The 18,755-nt window shown below is 68.5% G+C and carries 14 protein-coding genes; 6 read left to right on the top strand and 8 right to left on the bottom strand.

What is annotated here, in order from left to right; translation table 11 throughout:
• A partial coding sequence (pepN, locus tag WB461_RS05225) for an aminopeptidase N (RefSeq protein ID WP_423851660.1) occupies positions 1-1,636 on the top strand: 1,636 nt, incomplete at its 5' end.
• A gap of 114 nt (positions 1,637-1,750) precedes the next feature.
• On the opposite strand, the gene WB461_RS05220 is transcribed toward pepN, so the two are convergent.
• Positions 1,751-2,035 (bottom strand): hypothetical protein, encoded by a 285-nt coding sequence (locus WB461_RS05220; RefSeq protein WP_423851659.1) that lies wholly within the window; start codon positions 2,033-2,035, stop codon positions 1,751-1,753.
• A 33-nt stretch (positions 2,036-2,068) separates the two neighbouring features.
• On the opposite strand from WB461_RS05220, the gene WB461_RS05215 reads away from it, so the two are divergent.
• Together WB461_RS05215 and WB461_RS05210 are read left to right on the top strand one after the other, a co-directional pair.
• A complete protein-coding gene (locus WB461_RS05215) occupies positions 2,069-2,989 on the top strand; it encodes a mechanosensitive ion channel family protein (RefSeq protein ID WP_423851658.1) in 921 nt (306 codons plus the stop codon).
• On the top strand, positions 2,986-3,366 hold the full coding sequence (locus WB461_RS05210; RefSeq protein ID WP_423851657.1) for a globin: 381 nt from the start codon (positions 2,986-2,988) through the stop codon (positions 3,364-3,366). The genes WB461_RS05215 and WB461_RS05210 overlap by 4 nt, the downstream gene beginning before the upstream one ends.
• An 11-nt stretch (positions 3,367-3,377) precedes the next feature.
• Here WB461_RS05210 and WB461_RS05205 read toward each other — a convergent pair whose 3' ends face one another.
• From WB461_RS05205 to WB461_RS05195, 3 genes are read right to left on the bottom strand one after another with little or no spacing between them, the layout of a single operon-like run.
• Positions 3,378-4,103, bottom strand: coding sequence for an acyl-CoA thioesterase (locus WB461_RS05205; RefSeq protein ID WP_423851656.1), 726 nt, complete (start codon positions 4,101-4,103; stop codon positions 3,378-3,380).
• Positions 4,104-4,132: 29 nt separating this feature from the next.
• On the bottom strand, positions 4,133-4,360 hold the full coding sequence (locus WB461_RS05200) for a biotin/lipoyl-binding carrier protein (protein WP_423851655.1): 228 nt from the start codon (positions 4,358-4,360) through the stop codon (positions 4,133-4,135).
• Positions 4,360-5,868: an acyl-CoA carboxylase subunit beta gene (locus tag WB461_RS05195; RefSeq protein ID WP_423851654.1), complete on the bottom strand. Its 1,509-nt coding sequence runs from the start codon at positions 5,866-5,868 to the stop codon at positions 4,360-4,362. The genes WB461_RS05200 and WB461_RS05195 overlap by 1 nt, the downstream gene beginning before the upstream one ends.
• 177 nt (positions 5,869-6,045) lie before the next feature.
• Here WB461_RS05195 and fabG point away from each other — a divergent pair, with 177 nt between their 5' ends.
• The 3 genes from fabG to WB461_RS05180 are packed head-to-tail and all read left to right on the top strand — an operon-like array spanning position 6,046 to position 8,460.
• Entirely contained in the window at positions 6,046-6,801 is a 756-nt protein-coding gene (gene fabG, locus WB461_RS05190; RefSeq protein WP_423851653.1) for a 3-oxoacyl-ACP reductase FabG, read from the top strand.
• A gap of 2 nt (positions 6,802-6,803) precedes the next feature.
• Complete coding sequence (locus WB461_RS05185) at positions 6,804-7,832, top strand: phosphotransferase family protein (RefSeq protein WP_423851652.1); 1,029 nt, start codon at positions 6,804-6,806, stop codon at positions 7,830-7,832.
• A 10-nt stretch (positions 7,833-7,842) separates the two neighbouring features.
• The gene (locus WB461_RS05180) at positions 7,843-8,460 is read left to right on the top strand and encodes a TetR family transcriptional regulator (RefSeq protein ID WP_423851651.1); all 618 of its coding nucleotides are present in this window, start codon (positions 7,843-7,845) and stop codon (positions 8,458-8,460) included.
• Positions 8,461-8,478: 18 nt separating this feature from the next.
• Here the strand turns inward: WB461_RS05180 and WB461_RS05175 are convergent, their stop codons facing one another.
• The 4 genes from WB461_RS05175 to WB461_RS05160 form a co-directional block, all read right to left on the bottom strand.
• The gene (locus WB461_RS05175; protein ID WP_423851650.1) at positions 8,479-8,868 is read right to left on the bottom strand and encodes a holo-ACP synthase; all 390 of its coding nucleotides are present in this window, start codon (positions 8,866-8,868) and stop codon (positions 8,479-8,481) included.
• Entirely contained in the window at positions 8,865-17,864 is a 9,000-nt protein-coding gene (locus tag WB461_RS05170) for a fatty acid synthase subunit beta domain-containing protein (protein ID WP_423851649.1), read from the bottom strand. Before WB461_RS05170 ends, WB461_RS05175 begins: the two co-directional genes overlap by 4 nt.
• A gap of 123 nt (positions 17,865-17,987) precedes the next feature.
• On the bottom strand, positions 17,988-18,524 hold the full coding sequence (locus WB461_RS05165; RefSeq protein ID WP_423851648.1) for a redoxin domain-containing protein: 537 nt from the start codon (positions 18,522-18,524) through the stop codon (positions 17,988-17,990).
• 103 nt (positions 18,525-18,627) lie between these two features.
• Positions 18,628-18,741 carry an SDR family oxidoreductase gene (locus WB461_RS05160; protein WP_423851661.1) on the bottom strand — a complete coding sequence of 38 codons (114 nt, stop codon included), beginning with the start codon at positions 18,739-18,741 and terminating at the stop codon, positions 18,628-18,630.
• Positions 18,742-18,755 lie beyond the last annotated feature (14 nt).

The raw sequence follows: 18,755 nt of genomic DNA, 5'->3' as shown, positions 1-18,755 counted from the left end.
CACGATCCTGCACGAGATGGCACACATGTGGTTCGGCGATCTCGTGACGATGAAGTGGTGGGACGACCTGTGGCTCAACGAGTCGTTCGCCGAGTTTGCGGCCTCGCACGCCGCAACACACGCCACCCGGTTCACGGACTCGTGGACGAGCTTCACCAATGCCCGCAAGAACTGGGCCTACCGTCAGGACCAGCTGCCCTCGACCCACCCCATCGCGGCCGACAACTACGACCTGCACGCGGTCGAGGCCAACTTCGACGGCATCACCTACGCCAAGGGCGCCTCATCGCTCAAGCAGCTCGTGGCCTGGGTCGGCGAGAAGGACTTCTTCGCTGGCCTGCGTTCGTACTTCGACAAGCACGCATACTCCAACACGCAGCTGAGCGACCTCCTCGTCGAGCTCGAGGCCGCCTCGGGTCGCGAGCTCGGGGCTTGGGCCAAGGAGTGGCTCCAGACCTCTGGCGTCAACACGCTTCATGCGGAGTTCGAGACCGACGACGACGGCTACTTCACGTCGTTCTCGGTGGAGCAGACCGCGATCGAGGCCTATCCGACCCTGCGCCGCCATCGCATCGCGATCGGCCTGTACAACCGGATCAACGGTCGCCTGGTGCGCACCGGGCGCGTCGAGACCGACATCCGGGGCGAGTCGACGCAGATCGCCGAGCTGCTCGAGTCCAAGCAGCCCGACCTGATCCTGCTCAACGACGACGACCTGACGTACGCCAAGATCCGGCTCGACGAGCGATCCTTCGCGACGCTGATCGAGAGCATCGCGACCTTCGAGGAGTCGCTGCCTCGTGCGCTGTGCTGGGGGTCGGCCTGGGACATGACTCGCGACGCCGAGCTGTCGTCGTCCGACTTCGTGACGCTCGTACTGGCCGGGGTGGGCTCGGAGACTGATCTGACCGCGGTCAGCTCGCTGCTGCGGCAGGGCAAGACCGCGATCAACCTGTACACGCCCGACGCGACGCGACCCGCCCTGCACCAACGCTGGGAGGCTGGCATCCGTGGCCTGCTGCAGGCGGCGGAAGCCAGTAGCGACCACCAGCTCGCTCTGGCCCGGGCCTACGCCTCGGCCGCCTCGACGCCCGAGCTGCTCCGGCAGCTCCTCGACGGCAGCCTCGAGGGTCTCGCTGTCGACACGGACCTGCGGTGGACCATCATCACGGCCCTGGCGCGGCTCGGTGCCGCCGACGAGGCCGAGATCGCCGCCGAGCTCGAGCGGGACAACACGATCTCGGGCCAGGAGAGCGCCGTCGCAGCCAAGGCGATCCGGCCGCTCGCGGAGGCCAAGGAGGAGGCGTGGCGCATCGCAGCAGTCGATGCCTCCACTCCCAACGAGACCCGTCGGCAGGCCGCGGCGGCCTTCCAGGTGTCTGGACAGGGCGACGTGCTCGAGCCGTTCGTCGACCGCTACCTCGAGGTCGCCGACTCGATCATCGACGACATGGGTGTCTGGATCGGCCAGGTCGTGCTGATCCAGATGTTCCCGTCCGCCAATCCGACCGAAGCCACGCTGGACAAGGTCGACGAGTGGCTCGCCTCGACGTCGGCCGATCCGGCGGCGAAGCGCTACGTCTCGGAGGGTCGTGACGACCTCGCCCGTGCCCTGAAGGCGCAGGCCGCGTTCTGATCTCGTCCCGTCGTTGAGCTGACCTCCGCGGTGGGCCTGACGTCCGTGTCGCACAGTGCCGTACGGCGTGCGGCGCGGTCAGGCCGGCGCGGAGGTGGCACCCTCCGCGGTGGGTCAGTGGTGGTGGACGGGCGAGCTGCTGGCCGCGACCTCGATGTCCGTACCGGGCGCAGGAGGCACGTAGTTGTTGCGTGCGGTGAGCAGTCCGAACAGCGAGATCAACACGAACAGCCCGAGCGTCCCGCCGCCGAACAGCACCAACAGGTAGAGGTGGCTGCGATCCTCACCGGCGGGCCAGGCATCGCTTGCGGGCTGGTCGGCCCAGGCTGCGGCTGAGCCGGCGATGAAGGTGACGACGAAGGCGGCAGCGAGACCAAGCACGCGAGCGGGAGTCCTCATGGCCGCCATCTTATCCACCCGTAGGCTGGAGGGATGCCGCACCTCGACGTCAACTGGAACCTGCCCGACGGAACGGCCTACACGTGGTTCGTCGCAACCCCCGGCTCGATCCTGCTGATCATCGTGGCCGGGCTCGCGTTCCGGTGGTTTGCCTGCCGAGCCATCGACCGCCTCGTCCAGCGTGCCGTCGTGGGCAGCGTGCCCGGCGTCATCGCCAACTCCCGGGCCGGGGAGTTCCTGGCAGATTTGCGCCCCGGATCCCAGGAGCGTCGCCGCCAGCGCGCCGAGACCATGGGCTCGCTGCTCACCAGCATCACGACCGGAGTGACGCTGGTGATCGTCATCGTGATGGTGCTCGCCAAGCTCGGTCAGCCCGTCGCCCCGATCATCGCCAGCGCCGGGATCCTCGGCGTGGCCTTCGGCTTCGGTGCACAGAATCTGGTCAAGGACTTCCTGTCCGGCATCTTCATGATCCTCGAGGACCAGTACGGCGTCGGCGACGTGGTCGATCTCGGCGAGGCCGGTGGCACGGTCGAAGCCGTCGGGCTCCGGGTCACCCGACTGCGCGACGTCGACGGCACGGTCTGGTACGTCCGCAACGGCGAGATCGTGCGCGTCGGCAACCAGAGCCAGAACTGGGCCCGCACCGTCCTGGACATCACGGTGGGCTACGAGGCCGATCTCGACATCGTGCAGCGCGTGCTCCAGGAGGAGGCGACCGCGATGTACCAGGACGAGCAGTTCGCCGGAATCATCATCGAACCCCCTGAGGTGTGGGGTGTCGAGCGGCTGGACAAGGACGGCGCCGTGGTCCGCGTCGTGCTCAAGACCGCGCCGCTGCAGCAGTGGTCCGTCGCCCGGGCCATGCGCCAGCGGATCAAGGCGCGCTTCGACAGATCCGGAATCCGGATTCCCACGACGATCCAGACGATCGTGGACGAGGAGGGGACATGACCGAGACGTCCTTCTACGACGCCATTGGCGGGCACGACACCATCAAGCTCATCGTCGACACGTTCTACGACGGCGTCGCGACTGACGAGCTGCTCAGGCCGCTCTACCCCGAGGAAGACCTCGGCCCCGCCAACGAGCGTTTCCGGATGTTCCTTGAGCAGTACTGGGGCGGACCCACGACCTACTCAGACGAACGCGGCCACCCGCGTCTGCGGATGCGCCACGCCCCTTTCGCCGTGACTCCGACAGCCCGCGACCGATGGCTCGCGCACTTCCGGGACGGTCTGGATCGGGCGAACCTCTCCCCCGAGCACGATGCGCAGTTCTGGGCCTACGTCCAGCACGCCGCCAACTTCATGGTCAACCAGGCCGACTGATCCCCGCGGAGTCAGCCCAGGAGGGCGACGAAGTGGGCCTTCTCCTGATCGGACAGAGTGCGTGAGCGCTGACTCGGCAGGTCGAACCCCACCAGCACCGAGGTCGCCCGCGCGAGGACCGTGTCGCCGTTGCTCAGCTCGGACTCGATCGTGAGCGAGCTGCCACCAATGCGGCTGAGCCAGTTGCGCACGTCATAGGGTTCGGGCCGCCAGATGATCGGACGAACATAGCTGACGTCGACGGTCCCCACGACGAATCGACCCGGTGCGATGGTTCCCGCGCCGTCGGCCAGGAGCAGCACGCGAGACTCCTGGAAGAGCTCGAACACTTTGGTCGCGCTCACCATGCCGGTCACGTCGACGTCGCTACGCCTGATCCGCGCGGGAAACGGCGTCAGGACAGGCTCGTGACGCTCGACCGTGGCCGACTCCCCCAGCACGGAGACGACCTCGGCAAAGACCGTCCGGGTCCCCTCACGCTCGACGCAGATTTCTTGGGTGATCACCTCGCCGTCGATCGTCGACACGATCGTCACCGGCCGGCGGCTCAGCAGCAGCGGCCGCACGAATCGGACCGTCACGCGACTGGCCGGACGATCTGGGACCAGACCGTCCGCGATCAGCAGGGCACGGCTCTCGGCGGCGTAGTCGACGTACACGACGTTGTTGACGTGATTGAGCGAGTCGAGGTCCGCCCAGCGCATGGGCAGCTCGTGGAGGACTTGATCGGCAGGCACGCGCCGATGATGCCAGACCGCCTGACCGTTCAGGCGCTGGCGGTCTCGTCGATCTCGATCAGCGGGTCGCCCTCCTGGACGATCTGACCGACCGACACAAGAATCTTGCTGACGTGGCCACTGGCCTCGGCGTAGACCGGTATCTCCATCTTCATGCTCTCGAGGACCGCGAGCACGTCACCAGTCCCCACCTGATCACCTTCACGCGCCAGGACCTTCCACACGTTCGCGACGATCTCGGCTCGTGCGGCGAACATCAGTGGGCCGAGTCGTGCGTCAGCATCCGAAGCGCGGCCGCCATGCGGCCACGCGTTTCTTCGGGATGGATCACGTCATCGACAATCCCGGCCTCGGCCGCGATGTACGGTCGGGCGACCTCCTCGCGGTAGGTCGCGGCCAGCTCGTCGCGCAGGACAGCTGGGTCGTCGGCCTCCTTGAGCGCTCGTCGGTGAAGTAGAGCGACGGCGCCGCCGGGACCCATGACCGCGATCTCCGAGCTTGACCACGCCCAGTTGACGTCGGCGCCCAGCGAGGCGGCTCCCATCGCGATGTAGGCACCGCCATAGGCCTTTCGGACCACGACGGTCAGCTTGGGCGATCTCGTCTCGACATAGGCCTTGAGGAGCTTGGCACCATGCGTGATGACGCCGCGACCCTCCTCGACCGTCCCCGGCAGGAAGCCGGGTACGTCGACGAAGGTCAGGACCGGCAGGTCGAACCGCCCACAGAACTCGACGAACCGCGCAGCCTTGACCGCCGCCTTGGCGTCAAGGATGCCGCCGCGCGCATTCGGCTGGTTGGCCAGGATGCCGACTGCGTGTCCGTCGAGTCGACCGAACATCGTCAGAATGCTTCGAGCGTGCGTCGGCATCAGCTCAAGTCGGGCGCCGTTGTCGAGCACGCCATCCAGCAGAGCGTTCATGTCGAAGACGACGCTCGACTTCTCCGGCACGAGGCCGGCGAGCCGTTCGACCGCACTGGGGTTGGCCGGCATGGAACTGTGCCGCTTCTGCGCGCCCCCCTTGTGCGTCGGCAGGAACGAGAGCAGCAGACGAGTCGCGTCGAAGGCCTCCTCCTCACTGCCGACCTCGAGGTGAGCGACGCCGCTGACGGTGGTGTGCAGCGCTGATCCACCGATGTCCTCGGCCGTTGCGTCCTCGCCTGTCGCAGCCTTGACGATCTCGGGCCCGGTCAGGAACATCTGTCCCTGCTCCTTGACCATGACGGTCCAGTCGGTCAGCGCCGGCGAGTAGGCCGCGGCTCCGGCGCATGGTCCGAGGATCAGCGAGACCTGCGGGATCCGCTTCTGCGCCTCGATGTTCAACGCGAAGATCCCGCCACATCCGTGCAGCGCAAAGATGCCGTCGTGGATGCGGGCGCCACCCGAGTCGTTGATGTAGACGATCGGATGGCCCTTGTCGATCGCGAAGCGCTGTGCCTTCATGATCGCCGTGGCCATCACGGCGCCGATCGCCCCTGAAGCCACCGCCGCGTCGTGCGAGACGACGACGACGGCGTGGCCGTCGGTCGTGCCCCAACCGGCCACGACCCCACTGCCGCTTCCTCCGCCCGCCGTGCGCAACGGCGTCATCTCGACGAAAGATCCCTCGTCGACCAGCAGCTCGGCACGCTCTCGGGCCGTGAAGACTCGCTTGCCCTTGGGGTCGACCCGGGAGAACCGATCCTGGCGGCGCTGCGTGAGTGCCGCGCGGTGTTCGGTCAGATCCGGTGTCGAGACCACCGAGGGGGTGTCGAGCTTCGTCACAAGGGCTCCTAGCCGGGAGAAACATGAGGTTTTCCTCAACTATACACAAACATGAGGAATCCATCATCTTTTGACCGACTATGTTCGGTGGTGATCTCCCCCATCCCCACCCGGGTGCGATACCGTGCGGGAGAACGAACTAAGCAAGCGCTTAGGCGCGCCGTCGAAGGAGCAACCGTGACCGAAACCCGTACCGCGATCATCACCGGAGCAGCGCGAGGCATCGGCGCGGCGGTGGCCCTACGCCTGGCCGCCGACGGCTTCCAGGTCGCCGTCGTCGACCTCGACGAGGCGTCCTGCGCCACGACGGTCGACGCCATCACCGCTGCCGGGGGCACGGCCCTCGCGGTCGGCGCCGACGTCAGCAACGAGGAGCAGGTCGCCGCCGCCTTCGAGCGCATCGCTGCCGAGCTCGGCGCACCGACCGTCCTGATCAACAACGCCGGCATCCTGCGCGACAACCTGCTGTTCAAGATGAGCGTCGAGGACTGGGACCTCGTCATGGGCGTGCATCTGCGTGGTTCCTTCCTGATGACCAAGGCCGCCCAGAAGTTCATGACCGAGGCCAAGTTCGGCCGGATCGTCAACCTGTCCAGCACCTCAGCGCTGGGCAACCGCGGCCAGGCGAACTACTCGGCAGCCAAGGCCGGTCTCCAGGGCTTCACCAAGACCCTCGCGATCGAGCTCGGCAAGTTCGGCATCACCGCCAACGCGATCGCGCCCGGCTTCATCCAGACCGACATGACGGCCGCCACGGCCGAGCGCATGAAGGTGCCGTTCGACGACTTCATCAAGTTCAGCGCCGACCAGATCCCCGTGGCCCGGGTCGGCCAGCCCGAGGACATCGCCCACACGGTCTCATTCCTCGTCAGCGAGGGAGCGGGATTCGTCTCGGGCCAGGTCATCTACGTCGCCGGCGGGCCGAAGGACTGAGCATGGCCGATCCGACGGGTCTCGACCTCGCGGCGCTGCAGGCCTGGTTGGAGCGGGAGAGCCCCGGCATCCTGACCGGGGCGCTGTCAGCGGAGCTCATCACCGGGGGCAAGTCCAACCTGACCTACATCGTGAGCGACAGCAGCCGTGACGTCGTGGTTCGCCGTCCCCCGCTCGGCCACGTGCTGGCCACCGCTCACGACATGGGTCGCGAGCACCGGGTGATGGCGGCGCTGGAGCCCACCGACGTGCCCGTCCCGCAGATGCTCGCCCATTGCGAGGACACCGAGGTGATCGGCGCACCGTTCTACGTCATGGAGCGAGTCGCCGGCACTCCGTACAGCCGCGCAGCCCAGCTCACTCCGCTCGGCGCAGAGCGCACCGGAGCGATCACCGAACGACTTGTCGACACCCTCGTGGCGCTCCATTCGGTCGACTACGAGGCGGTCGGGCTGGCCGACTTCGGTCGGCCGGACGGCTACCTCGGTCGCCAGGTGTCCCGCTGGAAGAAGCAGCTCGTCGCATCCACGAGTCGTGAGCTGCCCGGCATGGACGAGCTCGTCGCCCAGCTCGAGAACAGCATCCCGTCCAGCTCCGAAGGCACCATCGTCCATGGCGACTACCGGCTCGACAACGTCCTGGTCGACGATGCCGACAGAGTCACCGCGGTCCTTGACTGGGAAATGAGCACCCTTGGCGATCCCCTGACCGACGTCGCGATCATGTTGGCCTACCAGCAGCTCGCCGAATCGGCCCCTCCTGCACAGGACGGAGCCGCGCTGGTCACGGATGCGCCGCTGGCGGCTGGCTACTTGAGCCGCGAGGCCGTGCTCGCACGGTATGCCGCAGGATCCGGCCGGGACATCGGTGACATCGGTTTCCACCTGGGGCTGGCATTCTTCAAGCTCGCGGTGATCCTGGAGGGCATCCACTACCGGCACGCGCACGGACAGACCGTCGGCAGTGGCTTTGACGGGATCGGCGACATGATCGCCCCTTTGATTGCCGCAGGACGCGCTGCTTCAAGATAGGGTGACGCGCGTGACGGCCGAGATCCTTGAACCACGGCGCCGCCCGACTCAGGAGCGCAGCCACAAGAAGTTCGACCACCTGTTGCTGGTCTCGCGCGAGCTGCTGCTCGACGTCGGTTTTGAGTCGTTCACCTGCGAGGAGGTCGCGCACCGGGCCGGACTCCCGATCGGCACGCTGTACCAGTTCTTCCAGAACAAGTACGTCATCGTCTGCGAGCTCGACCGGGTCGATGCCGTCGCCGTGCGGATGGAGCTGCAGAGCTTCGCCGAGGCGATCCCGACGCTGGACTGGCTCAAGTTCCTCAATCGGTTCATCGATCACATGGCCGCGCTGTGGGTCCATGATCCGTCCCGTCGGGCAGTCTGGCTCGCGGTGCAGTCGACTCCCGCCACGCGGGCAACGGCCGCGGTCACCGAGCGGGAGCTGGCCGCCGAGGTGGCCCACGCGCTCGCCCCGCTCACGCCCGGCACCCCGCGGGAGCGACGCACCATCATGGCGGAGGTGCTGGTGCACGTCGTCTACTCGATGCTCAACTTCTCAATCCGTGACGGCCAGGAGCACAGCGAGTCGATCATCGAGCTCAAGCGTCTGGTCACGGCCTACCTGCTCAGCGCCGAGCACGCCTGAGCGGCTCTGCAGACCTCCTTACTGGTGTAGCACGACGTACGCGGTGGCGTAGTCGCCGTCGTGGCTCAGGGACACCTCGAGCGTGTGGCCGTCCAGGCGCTTGGCAACCCCGCCGTGCAAGCGGATCCGGGGTCGGCCCCAGGCATCCGTGACGACCTCGATCAGGTGGTGGACGTGTTCGTCCATGACTGGTGCGTCGCCGTACAACGAGGCGGACCAGGCCTTGATGACTGCCTCCTTGGCCGCCCAGCGCGCCGCGAAGTGACGCGCCGCGTCGGAAGAATGACTCCGCGCGTCACTGCGCTCGCCGGGCAGGAACGCCGTGGCAAAGGTCGTGCCAGGTCGGTCAAGCTGGTCCGCGAAGGCGGGCACGTGGACCAGATCGACGCCAACTCCGACGATCGTCATTGGCAGGACGTCCCGACATAGAGGTCGTCCTCGTCCAGCCGTGCCTGCGAGTCCAGCAGCATGTCGGCCTCTCGCTCGCGCACTCCTCCGCTGCCCAGGCGCCGATCGGCGGGGCGTGCGTACAGCGGGGGTCCGCCATACATCGCCCTGACCAGGCGCATCCGACCCTCGATCGACCGCGATTGCGCGCGGTCTGCGTAGGAATCCCGCTCCTCAGCGCTCAAGGTCGCCAGAAATGCCTGCGGGTGCACGATTGCGAGCAGCCCGGCCACGTGACCGAAGCCCAGGCTGGTCAGGAGCCCGGCCTTGAGCTGGCCGGACCGGAGGGGACGGCGCAGCCACACCAGGTGCTCGTGCTCGGCAAGATCGTCGTCGACGCAGTCCAGGCTCCGGTTCGGCGGAATGATTCCTCCTGACAGGACCTGGCACAGGCCGATCAGCTGGAACGCTGCGGCGCCGCCCTTGGCATGGCCCGTGAGGGCCTTCTGCGACATGACGTAGAGCGGGTTGCCGTCGCTGCGACCGATGGCGGCCGCGATGCGCTCGTGGACCTCGGACTCGTTGCGCTCGTTGACGCCGGTCGACGTGTCGTGCTTGGAGAGCACGCCGATGTCGTCGGCGGTCACGCCGAGCGATCGAAGCGAGCGAGCCAGGCCTGACTCGCGCCCGCCGCGAGCCGCCGCCAACGCGCCGATTCCCGGCGCCGGGATCGAGGTGTGCACACCGTCCGCGAACGATCCGGCATATGCCACGACACCCATCACCGGAAGACCCATGCGTGCGGCGACGTCACCGCGGGCCAAGAGGATCGTCCCACCGCCCTGGGACTCCACGAAGCCGCCGTGACGGCGGTCATTGGCCCGGCTGAAGTAGCGGTCCTCCAGACCCCTGGCCCGCATCGCCGCGGAGTCAGCCGTGGCCGACATGTCACCGAAGCCGACGATTCCCTCGACGCTCAGGTCGTCGAAACCACCCGACACGACGAAGTCGGCCTTGCCGAGGCGGATCTTGTCGACGCCCTCCTCGACCGAGACAGCCGTGGTGGCGCAGGCGGCGACGGGATGGACCATCGCGCCGTACGAGCCGACGTACGACTGCACGACGTGCGCCGCGATGACGTTCGGCAGCGCCTCCTGCAGGATGTCGTTGGCCTTGCTCTCGCCCAGCAGCGTGTCCAGGTAGAGCGACTGCATGGACTGCATGCCGCCCATGCCGGTGCCCTGGGTGTTGGCGACCATCGCCGGGTGGACCCAGCGCATCAGCTCGGACGGGTCGAACCCGCTGGACACGAAGGCGTCGACGGTGCAGATCAGGTTCCAGAGGGCTACCCGGTCGATCGACTCGACCATCTCGGCCGGCACGCCCCACACGGTGGGATCGAAACCGGTCGGGATCTGGCCGCCGACCGTGCGGGTCAGCTCCATGCGGCGGGGCACGCGAATCTCGGTGCCCGCCTTGCGAGTCACCGTCCAGTCACCGTCCGCCGTGGCGGAGACGACCGTGCGCTCGGGGTCGGCAGCACGCAACGCTCGCGCCTCGGACTCGCTGGAGACCGTGAAGGACAGATCCTTGTCGAGGAACACCGACGTGAGCAACGGGGCCGTGTTGTCGACCATGGTTCCCTCGTCGACGTAGCGTCGAATGCCAACTGCCTCGCGGACCGCCGCCTCGTAGCGGTCCACCAGCTCTTCCTCGGCGACCTTGTCCTGGGTCGCGGTGTCGAACCAGCCGCCACCGGCCTCGTCCCACGCGACGAGTCCGGTCGTCCACGCGAGCTCGAGCACCCCGGCCGCGGACAGCTCGTCCGCGACCTCCATCTCGAAGCGGGTTCGCGAGGAACCGTACGGTCCCAGCTCGCCGGCGCCCACGATGACCACGAGATCCTCGGGACGCGCGTCGATGGGTACCCAGTCGATCTGCTCGACCCGGCCGAGCTGTGCCGGCGACGGAGCCAGCGCAGTGACGGTGGCTCCGCGATGCTCCGCGACAACGGCCGGGCGCTGGATGCCCTCGGCCAGTGCCTTCATGTCGAGGTTGGCGCTGGCCAGACCACCGGTCAGGTCGACCGTAAGCGGCTCCAGACGGGCGGCCGCCCGCGCCTCCGTCGAGCAGGTGTCCATGAGCGCCTCGGCCATCTCGTCGGGCGTCCACGTGCTGACGCCTGCTGCCTCGACAGCCTCGACCAGCGGGTCGTTCCCACCCATCAGGCCCGTGCCGCGCACCCAGCCGATGATGGCGTGGCTCAGGGTCACCCGATCGGCCCACGTGCGCTCTGCGGACCAGCGGGTCACCAGTGCGTCGAGCGCCGACTTGGCCTCGCCGTATCCACCGTCTCCGCCGAACATGCCACGGTTGGGCGAGCCCGGCAGGACGACGTGCAGCGTCGAGGTCAGATCGCGGTCCTGCGCGCGTGCCGACAGCCGGCCAATCAGACGCTCGACCGACCACACCAGGATCCGCATGTCGATCTCGGTGCGGCTGCCGGCGTCGGTCAGGTCGCCCGCGACCCGCCCGGCCGCGAACGGGAACAGCAACGTGGGCGTCATGGCCGGCTTCGAGACCGTCGTGGTCCCGGCCCGGGTCTGCGTCTGCTCGCTGGAGATCCAGCTCGACAGGGCGTCGACGTCGGCGAAGGAGGCCATGTTCGCCTCGGCGATCCACAGCGCTGCACCGCTGACCGCATGAGTCCGGTAGAGCTCCTTGTAGAAGTTGAGCCGAGCGGAGTCCAAGCCCGAGGTCGTCGCGATGACGGTCGCTCCTCCGGCCAGCAGCTTGCCGGTCACGGCCGCAGCGATCGACCCGCGGCTCGCGCCGGTCACCACGGCGAGCTCGTGAGACCACGTGCCCTGTGTCGAGCTCTCGGCGTCGATGGCGATCTGCGTGAATCGACCTGCGAGCGCGGGGTCCGCGTGGGCAGAGTGCCAGCGTGCTTGGGCCGCGACTGCCGGTCCGGCTCCCACGAAGCTCACCTCGACGCTGTCGCCGGTCGCAATGCGGGCCAGGTCCTCACGGGCGCTGGCCCACCGGTCGTCCAGCAGGACGGTCCTGCGTTCATCGAACGCCGGTGCGGTGAGCTTCGCCCAGTCGCTGCCCAGCTCGCTCTCAACCCGGGCGAGGATGTCGGCCGCCGCCTCGTCGGTCTCAACCGCGATCGGGAGGTCGCTGAGTCCGAGCTGATCCAGGACCAGGCGCGCCGACGACGCGAGCACGCCGTGGGGACCCGTGATCTGCGCCGTGAACTCACCGAGGGCGGCCGCGTCGATCGTGGCCTCTTGCCCGCCGGTGGCGGGCAGATCGACGCTGACGCCATGGCGAGCGCCAACGGCCAGCACGCTCGCGTCGATCGCGGCATCGGCATCTGCGGCCGAGTCCAGCCCGGTCAACGCGCCGTACTCACCGCCGCGGACGCTGGCACCTTCGCGGCTGGACAGTGCGAGCTCGACGAGCGCATGGCTCGCCCAGCCCGGCCCGAGCTGCCACACGTCGGCGACCCGCTCGGCGATCGCGGACTGCCGGCGGCCGGTCGGGCCGAGCACCTTCTTGAGGTGATCGCCGAGAGCCTCGCTGAGCACGGGTCCGAACGGCTTGTAGCCGCGGGCCAGGCCCGTGACCTGGGCCGACAGGGTCGGGAGGTCGGCATCGGCCGCGCCATCGATCGCGCCGAGGCCCAGCTCACCGCCGAGGTCGACCAGCAGCTGGTTGCGGCGCGACGACGCACCGTCGCACAGCGACTCGATCGAGTCGGCAGCACCGATCTGATCCCATCGCATCTTGGTCCACCAGGCGATCAGGACCGTGGTGGCGTCGGCCGCGTCGAAGGACAGGTCGGCCGGCCGCGGTCCGCTCGAGGTGGCGGCTGCGGGCGTCCCAGCAGTCGGAGCCGCAGCAGTCATCGTGACGATTTCGGCCGGAGCCTCGTCCTCCTCGACGCCCTGCTCCTCGTCGGTCGCGAAGACCGCGGCGCTGTCGCGCTCGAAGTTGAGCACCTCGACCGGAGCACCGAGGCGGCCGGGGAGCTTGAGCGTCGACGAGGCGAGGTTGGCCACGGTGGGCGCTTGACCCACGCCGACCTCGATGAAACGCTCGACACCCAGGCCGCCCTCGTTTTCGGGGCGGAACAGCAGGTCCTGCGTCTCGATCCAGCGGACCGGGCTGGCGAACTGCCAGGCCAGCAGCTCGATCAGCACGAGGCGACACAGCTCACCGGGATGATCGGTCCAACCGGCGAAGTCCGCGAGCACCGCATCGAGCGGCTCGGACGGCACGAGGTCGGCGATCTCCTGCAGGAAGGCCCGGTCGAGGGAGAACGGCCTGGGCACCAGGTTGGGGACGTAGCGGCCCGTGAGGATGTCCGGATCGATCGACGTCGGCAGGAGCTCGGTGAGCCTGTCCCGGAAGTCCGGGACGCCGTCACGCAGCACCGTGGAGTGGAAGGGCACGTCGATCCCGGGCACCAGGATGTACGCCGCCTTGCCGCCGAACTGGGCGCGGCGCTTCGCGATGTCGGCCTCGAGGACCTCCAGTCCGCGGACCGTTCCGGCGATCGCGTACTGCGAGTCGCGCAGGTTGTAGTTGACGATCTGCAGGAACTCCCCAGAGCTCTCGGCCACGCCGTCGACGTATGCGGTGACGTCGTCATCGGTCAGGCCGATCTGCGCAGGTCGGATCGCCGCAAGCCGGTAGTCGCTGCGTCCGGCGGCGTCACGCGGAACCAAGGTGTGCATGACCGAGCCGCGCTGGAACACGACCTCGACGACAGCCTCGAGCGGGATGACGCCAGAGACCGCGGCGAGTGCGTTGTACTCACCGACCGAGTGGCCCGCGAGGATCGAGCCCTCGACGAAGCCGCCGGACTCGCGGAGCTCAGCCATCTGGGCCGCACCCAGGACCGCCATCGCCACCTGGGTGAACTGGGTCAAAAACAACACGCCGTCGGGATGCCTGTGGCTGACGCCGTTGGTGACGAGCTCGGTCGGGTTGTCGCGGACGACAGTCAGGATCGAGAAGCCGAGAGCAGTGCGGGTATGGGCGTCGGCCCGGTCCCAGATCTCGCGGGCAGCCTTCGACCGCTGGTAGGCGGCCATGCCCATGCCGGGATGCTGGATGCCCTGCCCCGGGAAGGCGTACGCGGTGCGCGGCGCTTCGAGGCGAGCAGTGGCCGTCATGACGACCTCGCCGTCTGCACGGCAGGTGATGTCGACGACCTCGGCACCCGCGTCAAGGCCGATGCGATCGGCCTTGACGTCGACCGGTACGCCCGGGCGGACCGGGGCGAGGAAACGAGTCGTCCAACCCGTGATCCTGCGATCCGAGAGCACCTGCTGGGCGGCTGCCGAGACCCACATGCCGTGCACGATCGGATTGCCGAGGCCCGCGAGCCGGGCCGCCGCGACGCTGGTGTGGATCGGGTTGTGGTCTCCCGTGACCGCCGCGAAGCCGCGCAGGTCGGTGGGAGCGGTGAGGGTCGCGGCACCACGGGACTTGCGCGGGGTGTCGAGGACGACGTCGCCGAGCGATCCACCGGCACGTACAGGGTCGACGAGCTCGCCGGACCCGATGCGTCCGCGGATCGCGAAGCGCTCGCGCAGCGTCGCGATGCCGCCGGCAGCCGAGGTCACCGCGACGTCGACCGTGACGACCCGACCAAAGCCCGTGTCCTCGATCGATTGGACGGTCGACGAGATCGTCAACGCGGTCGGCGAGACCGGAAGCGTGCCGCTCAGCGCGATTGCATGGTCGAGGTGGACCAGGTCGAGCATTCCCTCGATGACTGGGAGACCGTCCCGGGTCGTGGCTGCGCCGAGCACCGCGAACACCGACGGCCAGGCCAGGCCGACCAGGACGTCGGGCACGGGGTGCCTCGGGGTGTGCGCTCCCGTGACACCGGCGTGGTCGGCGATCAGGTCGGGCTCCCACGCGACGCTGACCGTCGCGCGTCCGTTGGACACGCTCGGGACGTCACCACCGGCAGCGTCGGCGACGAGCGAGCCCATCGCGGCGACCGCGACCTCGGTCGTGACGACCGGCGCGGAGCCCGCGAGCACGGCGTCGTCGATGTTGATCCGCAGCGAGAGCGGACGGGCCAACGGCACGTTGAGCTCGGCGGTGCGGTCGTCCAGAGCGACCAGGGCGGCACCCGTCTCGGGGTGCTCGGCGCGCTGCGGATCGACGATGACCCACTCGGCACCGAGGCGGTGGACCGGGTTGCGGACCGTGCGACCGGCCCAGACCAGGTCGGGTGCGGCCAGGACCAGGGACAAGACGTCACTGGCTCCGTCGACGCGCCGCCGTCCGGACACCCGCTGGGCAGAGCGACCCGAGGCGAGCAGCCCGTCGATCGTGACGTCCTCGAAGCGGCGAAGGAGCTCGGCGACGGGCTCGTCGACCCGGTCGATGCCGGCCACAGAGACTGGGCCGGGGATGATGCAGACCTCGTCGGCGGCGTAGCGCGGGTCGTGCGCCTGCCACAGCGAGTCCGAGCGCCACCAGCGGCGGACGTCCTGGTCGAGCACCGGCACGAAGTTGACCGGCTTGCCCGTTGTCTTGCACTGCTCGACGAAGAACAGCACGTCCGCCGGGTGCAGGGTGACGCCCTCGGCGTGCGGATAGGTCTCCAGGACCCGACTCAGGGCGGCCGCGCCGTCCTCGACGGAGGCCGAGTCGGTGAACAGGGTCGCGATCTCGCCCCGGTCTGCGGTGTGCAGCCGGGCCTCGACCCGCTGCAGCATCGCGTGGAAGCGGTCCCGCAGCGTGACGTCGAGCCATGAGGGGGTGCCTGACAGCTCGATGTAGCGGCGCAACCACTGGGCGTAGGTCATGGCCTCGACGTCGCCGAAGTAGGGCTTGGCGGTGCGGTCGAGCGCGACGACGATCTCGTCGCGACGCGCCGCGACTGCCTTGGCGTCACCGGCAACCTCGTCGAGCAGGCGCCCGGTGCGCGAGGCGGTGTTGTCGATCTCGTGGATGTCGGCGCCCAGCTGGCTACGACCCGAGGCCATGCCACCCTTGGCGCTTCCGGCGCCGACCCAGGTGCCTGTGCCACGGGTCTCGACCAGGAGCTGCTTGACGTCGGGAGCCGTCGTCGCTTCGAGCGTGGCCATCGCGGCCGTGCCGACGAGGATGCCGTCCAGGGGCATGGCCGGATAGCCGTGCCGCCGGGCCCATTCGCCGGTCAGGTAGGCCGCAGCGACCTCTGGCGTGCCGATGCCGCCACCGACGGCCACGGCGACGTGGTCCAGCGCACGCAGCTCGCCGTACGTAGCGAGGAGCAGGTCGTCGAGGTCCTCCCACGAATGGTGTCCTCCCGCACGGCCCCCCTCGACCTGGACGATGATCGGTGTCGGTGCCACGGCCTTGGCGATCGCTACGACCTGGCGGATCTGCTTGACCGTTCCGGGCTTGAACACGACGTGCGAGATCTCTGCTGCTCGAAGCTCCTCGACCAGCGCGACCGCCTCGTCCAGCTCGGGGATGCCAGCCGTGACGACGACGCCGTCGATCGGAGCGCCGGCGGCGCGGGCGCGCTGCACCAGTCGCTTCTGGCCGAGCTGCAGCTTCCACAGGTACGGATCGAGGAACAGCGAGTTGAACTGGTAGGTCCGGCCGGGAAGGAGCAGGTCGTCGAGCTCAGCGACGCGCTCGGCAAAGATCTCCTCCGTGACCTGCCCGCCACCGGCCAGCTCGGACCAGTAGCCCGCATTGGCTGCGGCGGCAACGATCGTGGCGTCGACCGTCGTGGGCGTCATGCCAGCCAGCAGGATGGGCGACTTGCCGGTCAGCCGGGTGAATCGGGTCTCGAGGTGCAGGCTGCCGTCGGGCAGGGTGATGACGCCCGGCGCGTAGGTGGACCATGGCTTGGCCAGACGTGGCGTGGCACCGGCGACCGTCAGCTCACGGTGGCCGCGCCTGGTGGTGGTGGCGATGACTCCGGCTCCGCGGCTGCGGAGCTCGCGAGCGGACAGCCGCGCCGCGATGTCGGCCGGTCCGAGGTCGAGGATCCAGCTGGCTCCGGCGTCCAGCGCCACTTCCAGCGAGTCGACCCAGTCGACCGGATCGACGATCGCGTTCATCGTCAGCGTTCGAGCACGACCCGCGTCGATTCCACACACCCCGGCCCACGTTGCGACGAGATCGGCAGCCGCGACGAGATCGGGATGGTGGAAGGCCAGCTGTGCCGGCAGCGGCTCGAGCACTGGAGCGAACCCGGACCCACCGGTGGTCTTTCGCTCACGCTCGATCTTCTCGGCCGCGGCCACCTCGCCGAGTCGCGCCTCGACGACCCGAAGGCCCTCGACCGGTCCGGACAGGACGACGCTCCGACGGCCGTTGCGCAGCCGCGAGACAACCCGCAGTGATGCGGGCAGCTCGGCGAGGATCTCGTCGATCCGCTCCGGGACGACGTTGGAGACGCTCAGCATCGTCGAGCCGAGCAGACCGCGCCGTCGGCCGACGATCTGCGCCGCGGCGCCCATCAGTCGGGCGAGAGCCAACAGCTCGACATCGTCGACACCGGCGATCGACTGCACCGCAAGAGTGCCCTGCGAGTGACCGATGACCGCAGCCGGCGGAGTGACATGTGCATCCAGGCCTTGACTGCGCAGGGCACGTAGGGCTGCGAGCTGGGCCAGCAGGATGCCGGGCAGCGACGCTGCAGGGGTGTTCAGCACCTCGGCACTCGGCAATGCTGGCGCATCGTCGTCCTCGGCAGAATCTCCGACGGCGATCACGTCGGCCCACGCCAACGGTGTGAACGGGACGCCGACGCGAGCCAGCTCCGCTGCGACCGGCGACAGCCGTTCTTCGGCGTGCGACACGAGCGTCTCCAGCTCGGCCTCGAGCGCGAAGTCGCGAATCAGTCCTGCCAGCGGCTCAAGCCACGGACCGCCCTGACCGCCGAACGCAAGAGCGTACGGCGTCCCGGTCAGAATGCGGTCGATCAAGGCGCCACGGCGCTCGGTCGTGTGGATCGCGGCGAGCGGGGTGTCGATGGTCGTCACAGGCGGTTTCCCTCGGGTCACTGCCGTCGCGGGGTCGACGGGCGGTACCACCATCATGTCAAAACATGAGGGATTCCTCAACTTTTAGCTGAGGGTTTCCTCATCTTTCGTGCCCCCACCGCCTCACCCCTGGCTGAAGCTCACTCCTCGAGCGGGATAGTCCTCGTTCTGCACGTAACGAAGCCCAGCGATGACGTCACCGAGCGCCGGGCGGCCGAACGGCATGCTCGCGACGCTGCTCCAGAACATCGAGCCGTCGGAGTCCAGCACGAACATCCCCGGTTCGTTGAACGTTGCCGGCTCACCTTCCTTGATCGCCGTCGAGATGAACAGGCCCCACTCGCGCGCCGACTGCTCGCTCAGGCCGTACGCGACCGGCAGATCAGTCAAGCCCCACTTCTGGACGACCCTGGCACTCCGCTCCTCGGTTTCCATGCTGACCGCGATCACGCGACCGACCCCGGCATCGTTCAGATCACCGATCCGCCGATCGAGCTCCGTGAGCTGCTTGCGGCAGACCGGGCAGTGCAGGCCGCGGTAGAAGACGACCATCGTGAACCTGCCGTCCTGTCCGGAGCCGAGCTTCAGCGAGTCGGCGCGGTCACCACCGATCAGGGCGAGATCCAGGGTGGGCGGGACCTGCGTGGGGTAAATGGTCATGCCAGCTACAGCACTCCACGCGGGGTCAAAATTCCGTCGTCCCACATCACATCGCCCTCCCCGGCGTGGGCCGGAGAGGGCGATCGCGCTGGTGTCGCCGGAGCTAGACGCCGCCGGTCAACAGCACACCGCCGTCGATCGTGATGGTCTGGCCAGTGACCCATGCCGCGTCCTGCGAGAGCAGGAACGTCACGACCGAGCCAATGTCCTCGGGCAGGCCGAGCCGCTTGA

Origin of the sequence: Aeromicrobium sp., from assembly GCF_049587115.1 — a bacterium.
Taxonomy (GTDB): Bacteria; Actinomycetota; Actinomycetes; order Propionibacteriales; family Nocardioidaceae; genus Aeromicrobium.
The sequence above is the reverse complement of the archived record's forward strand: the minus strand, read 5'-3'. Positions and strand labels throughout refer to the sequence as shown.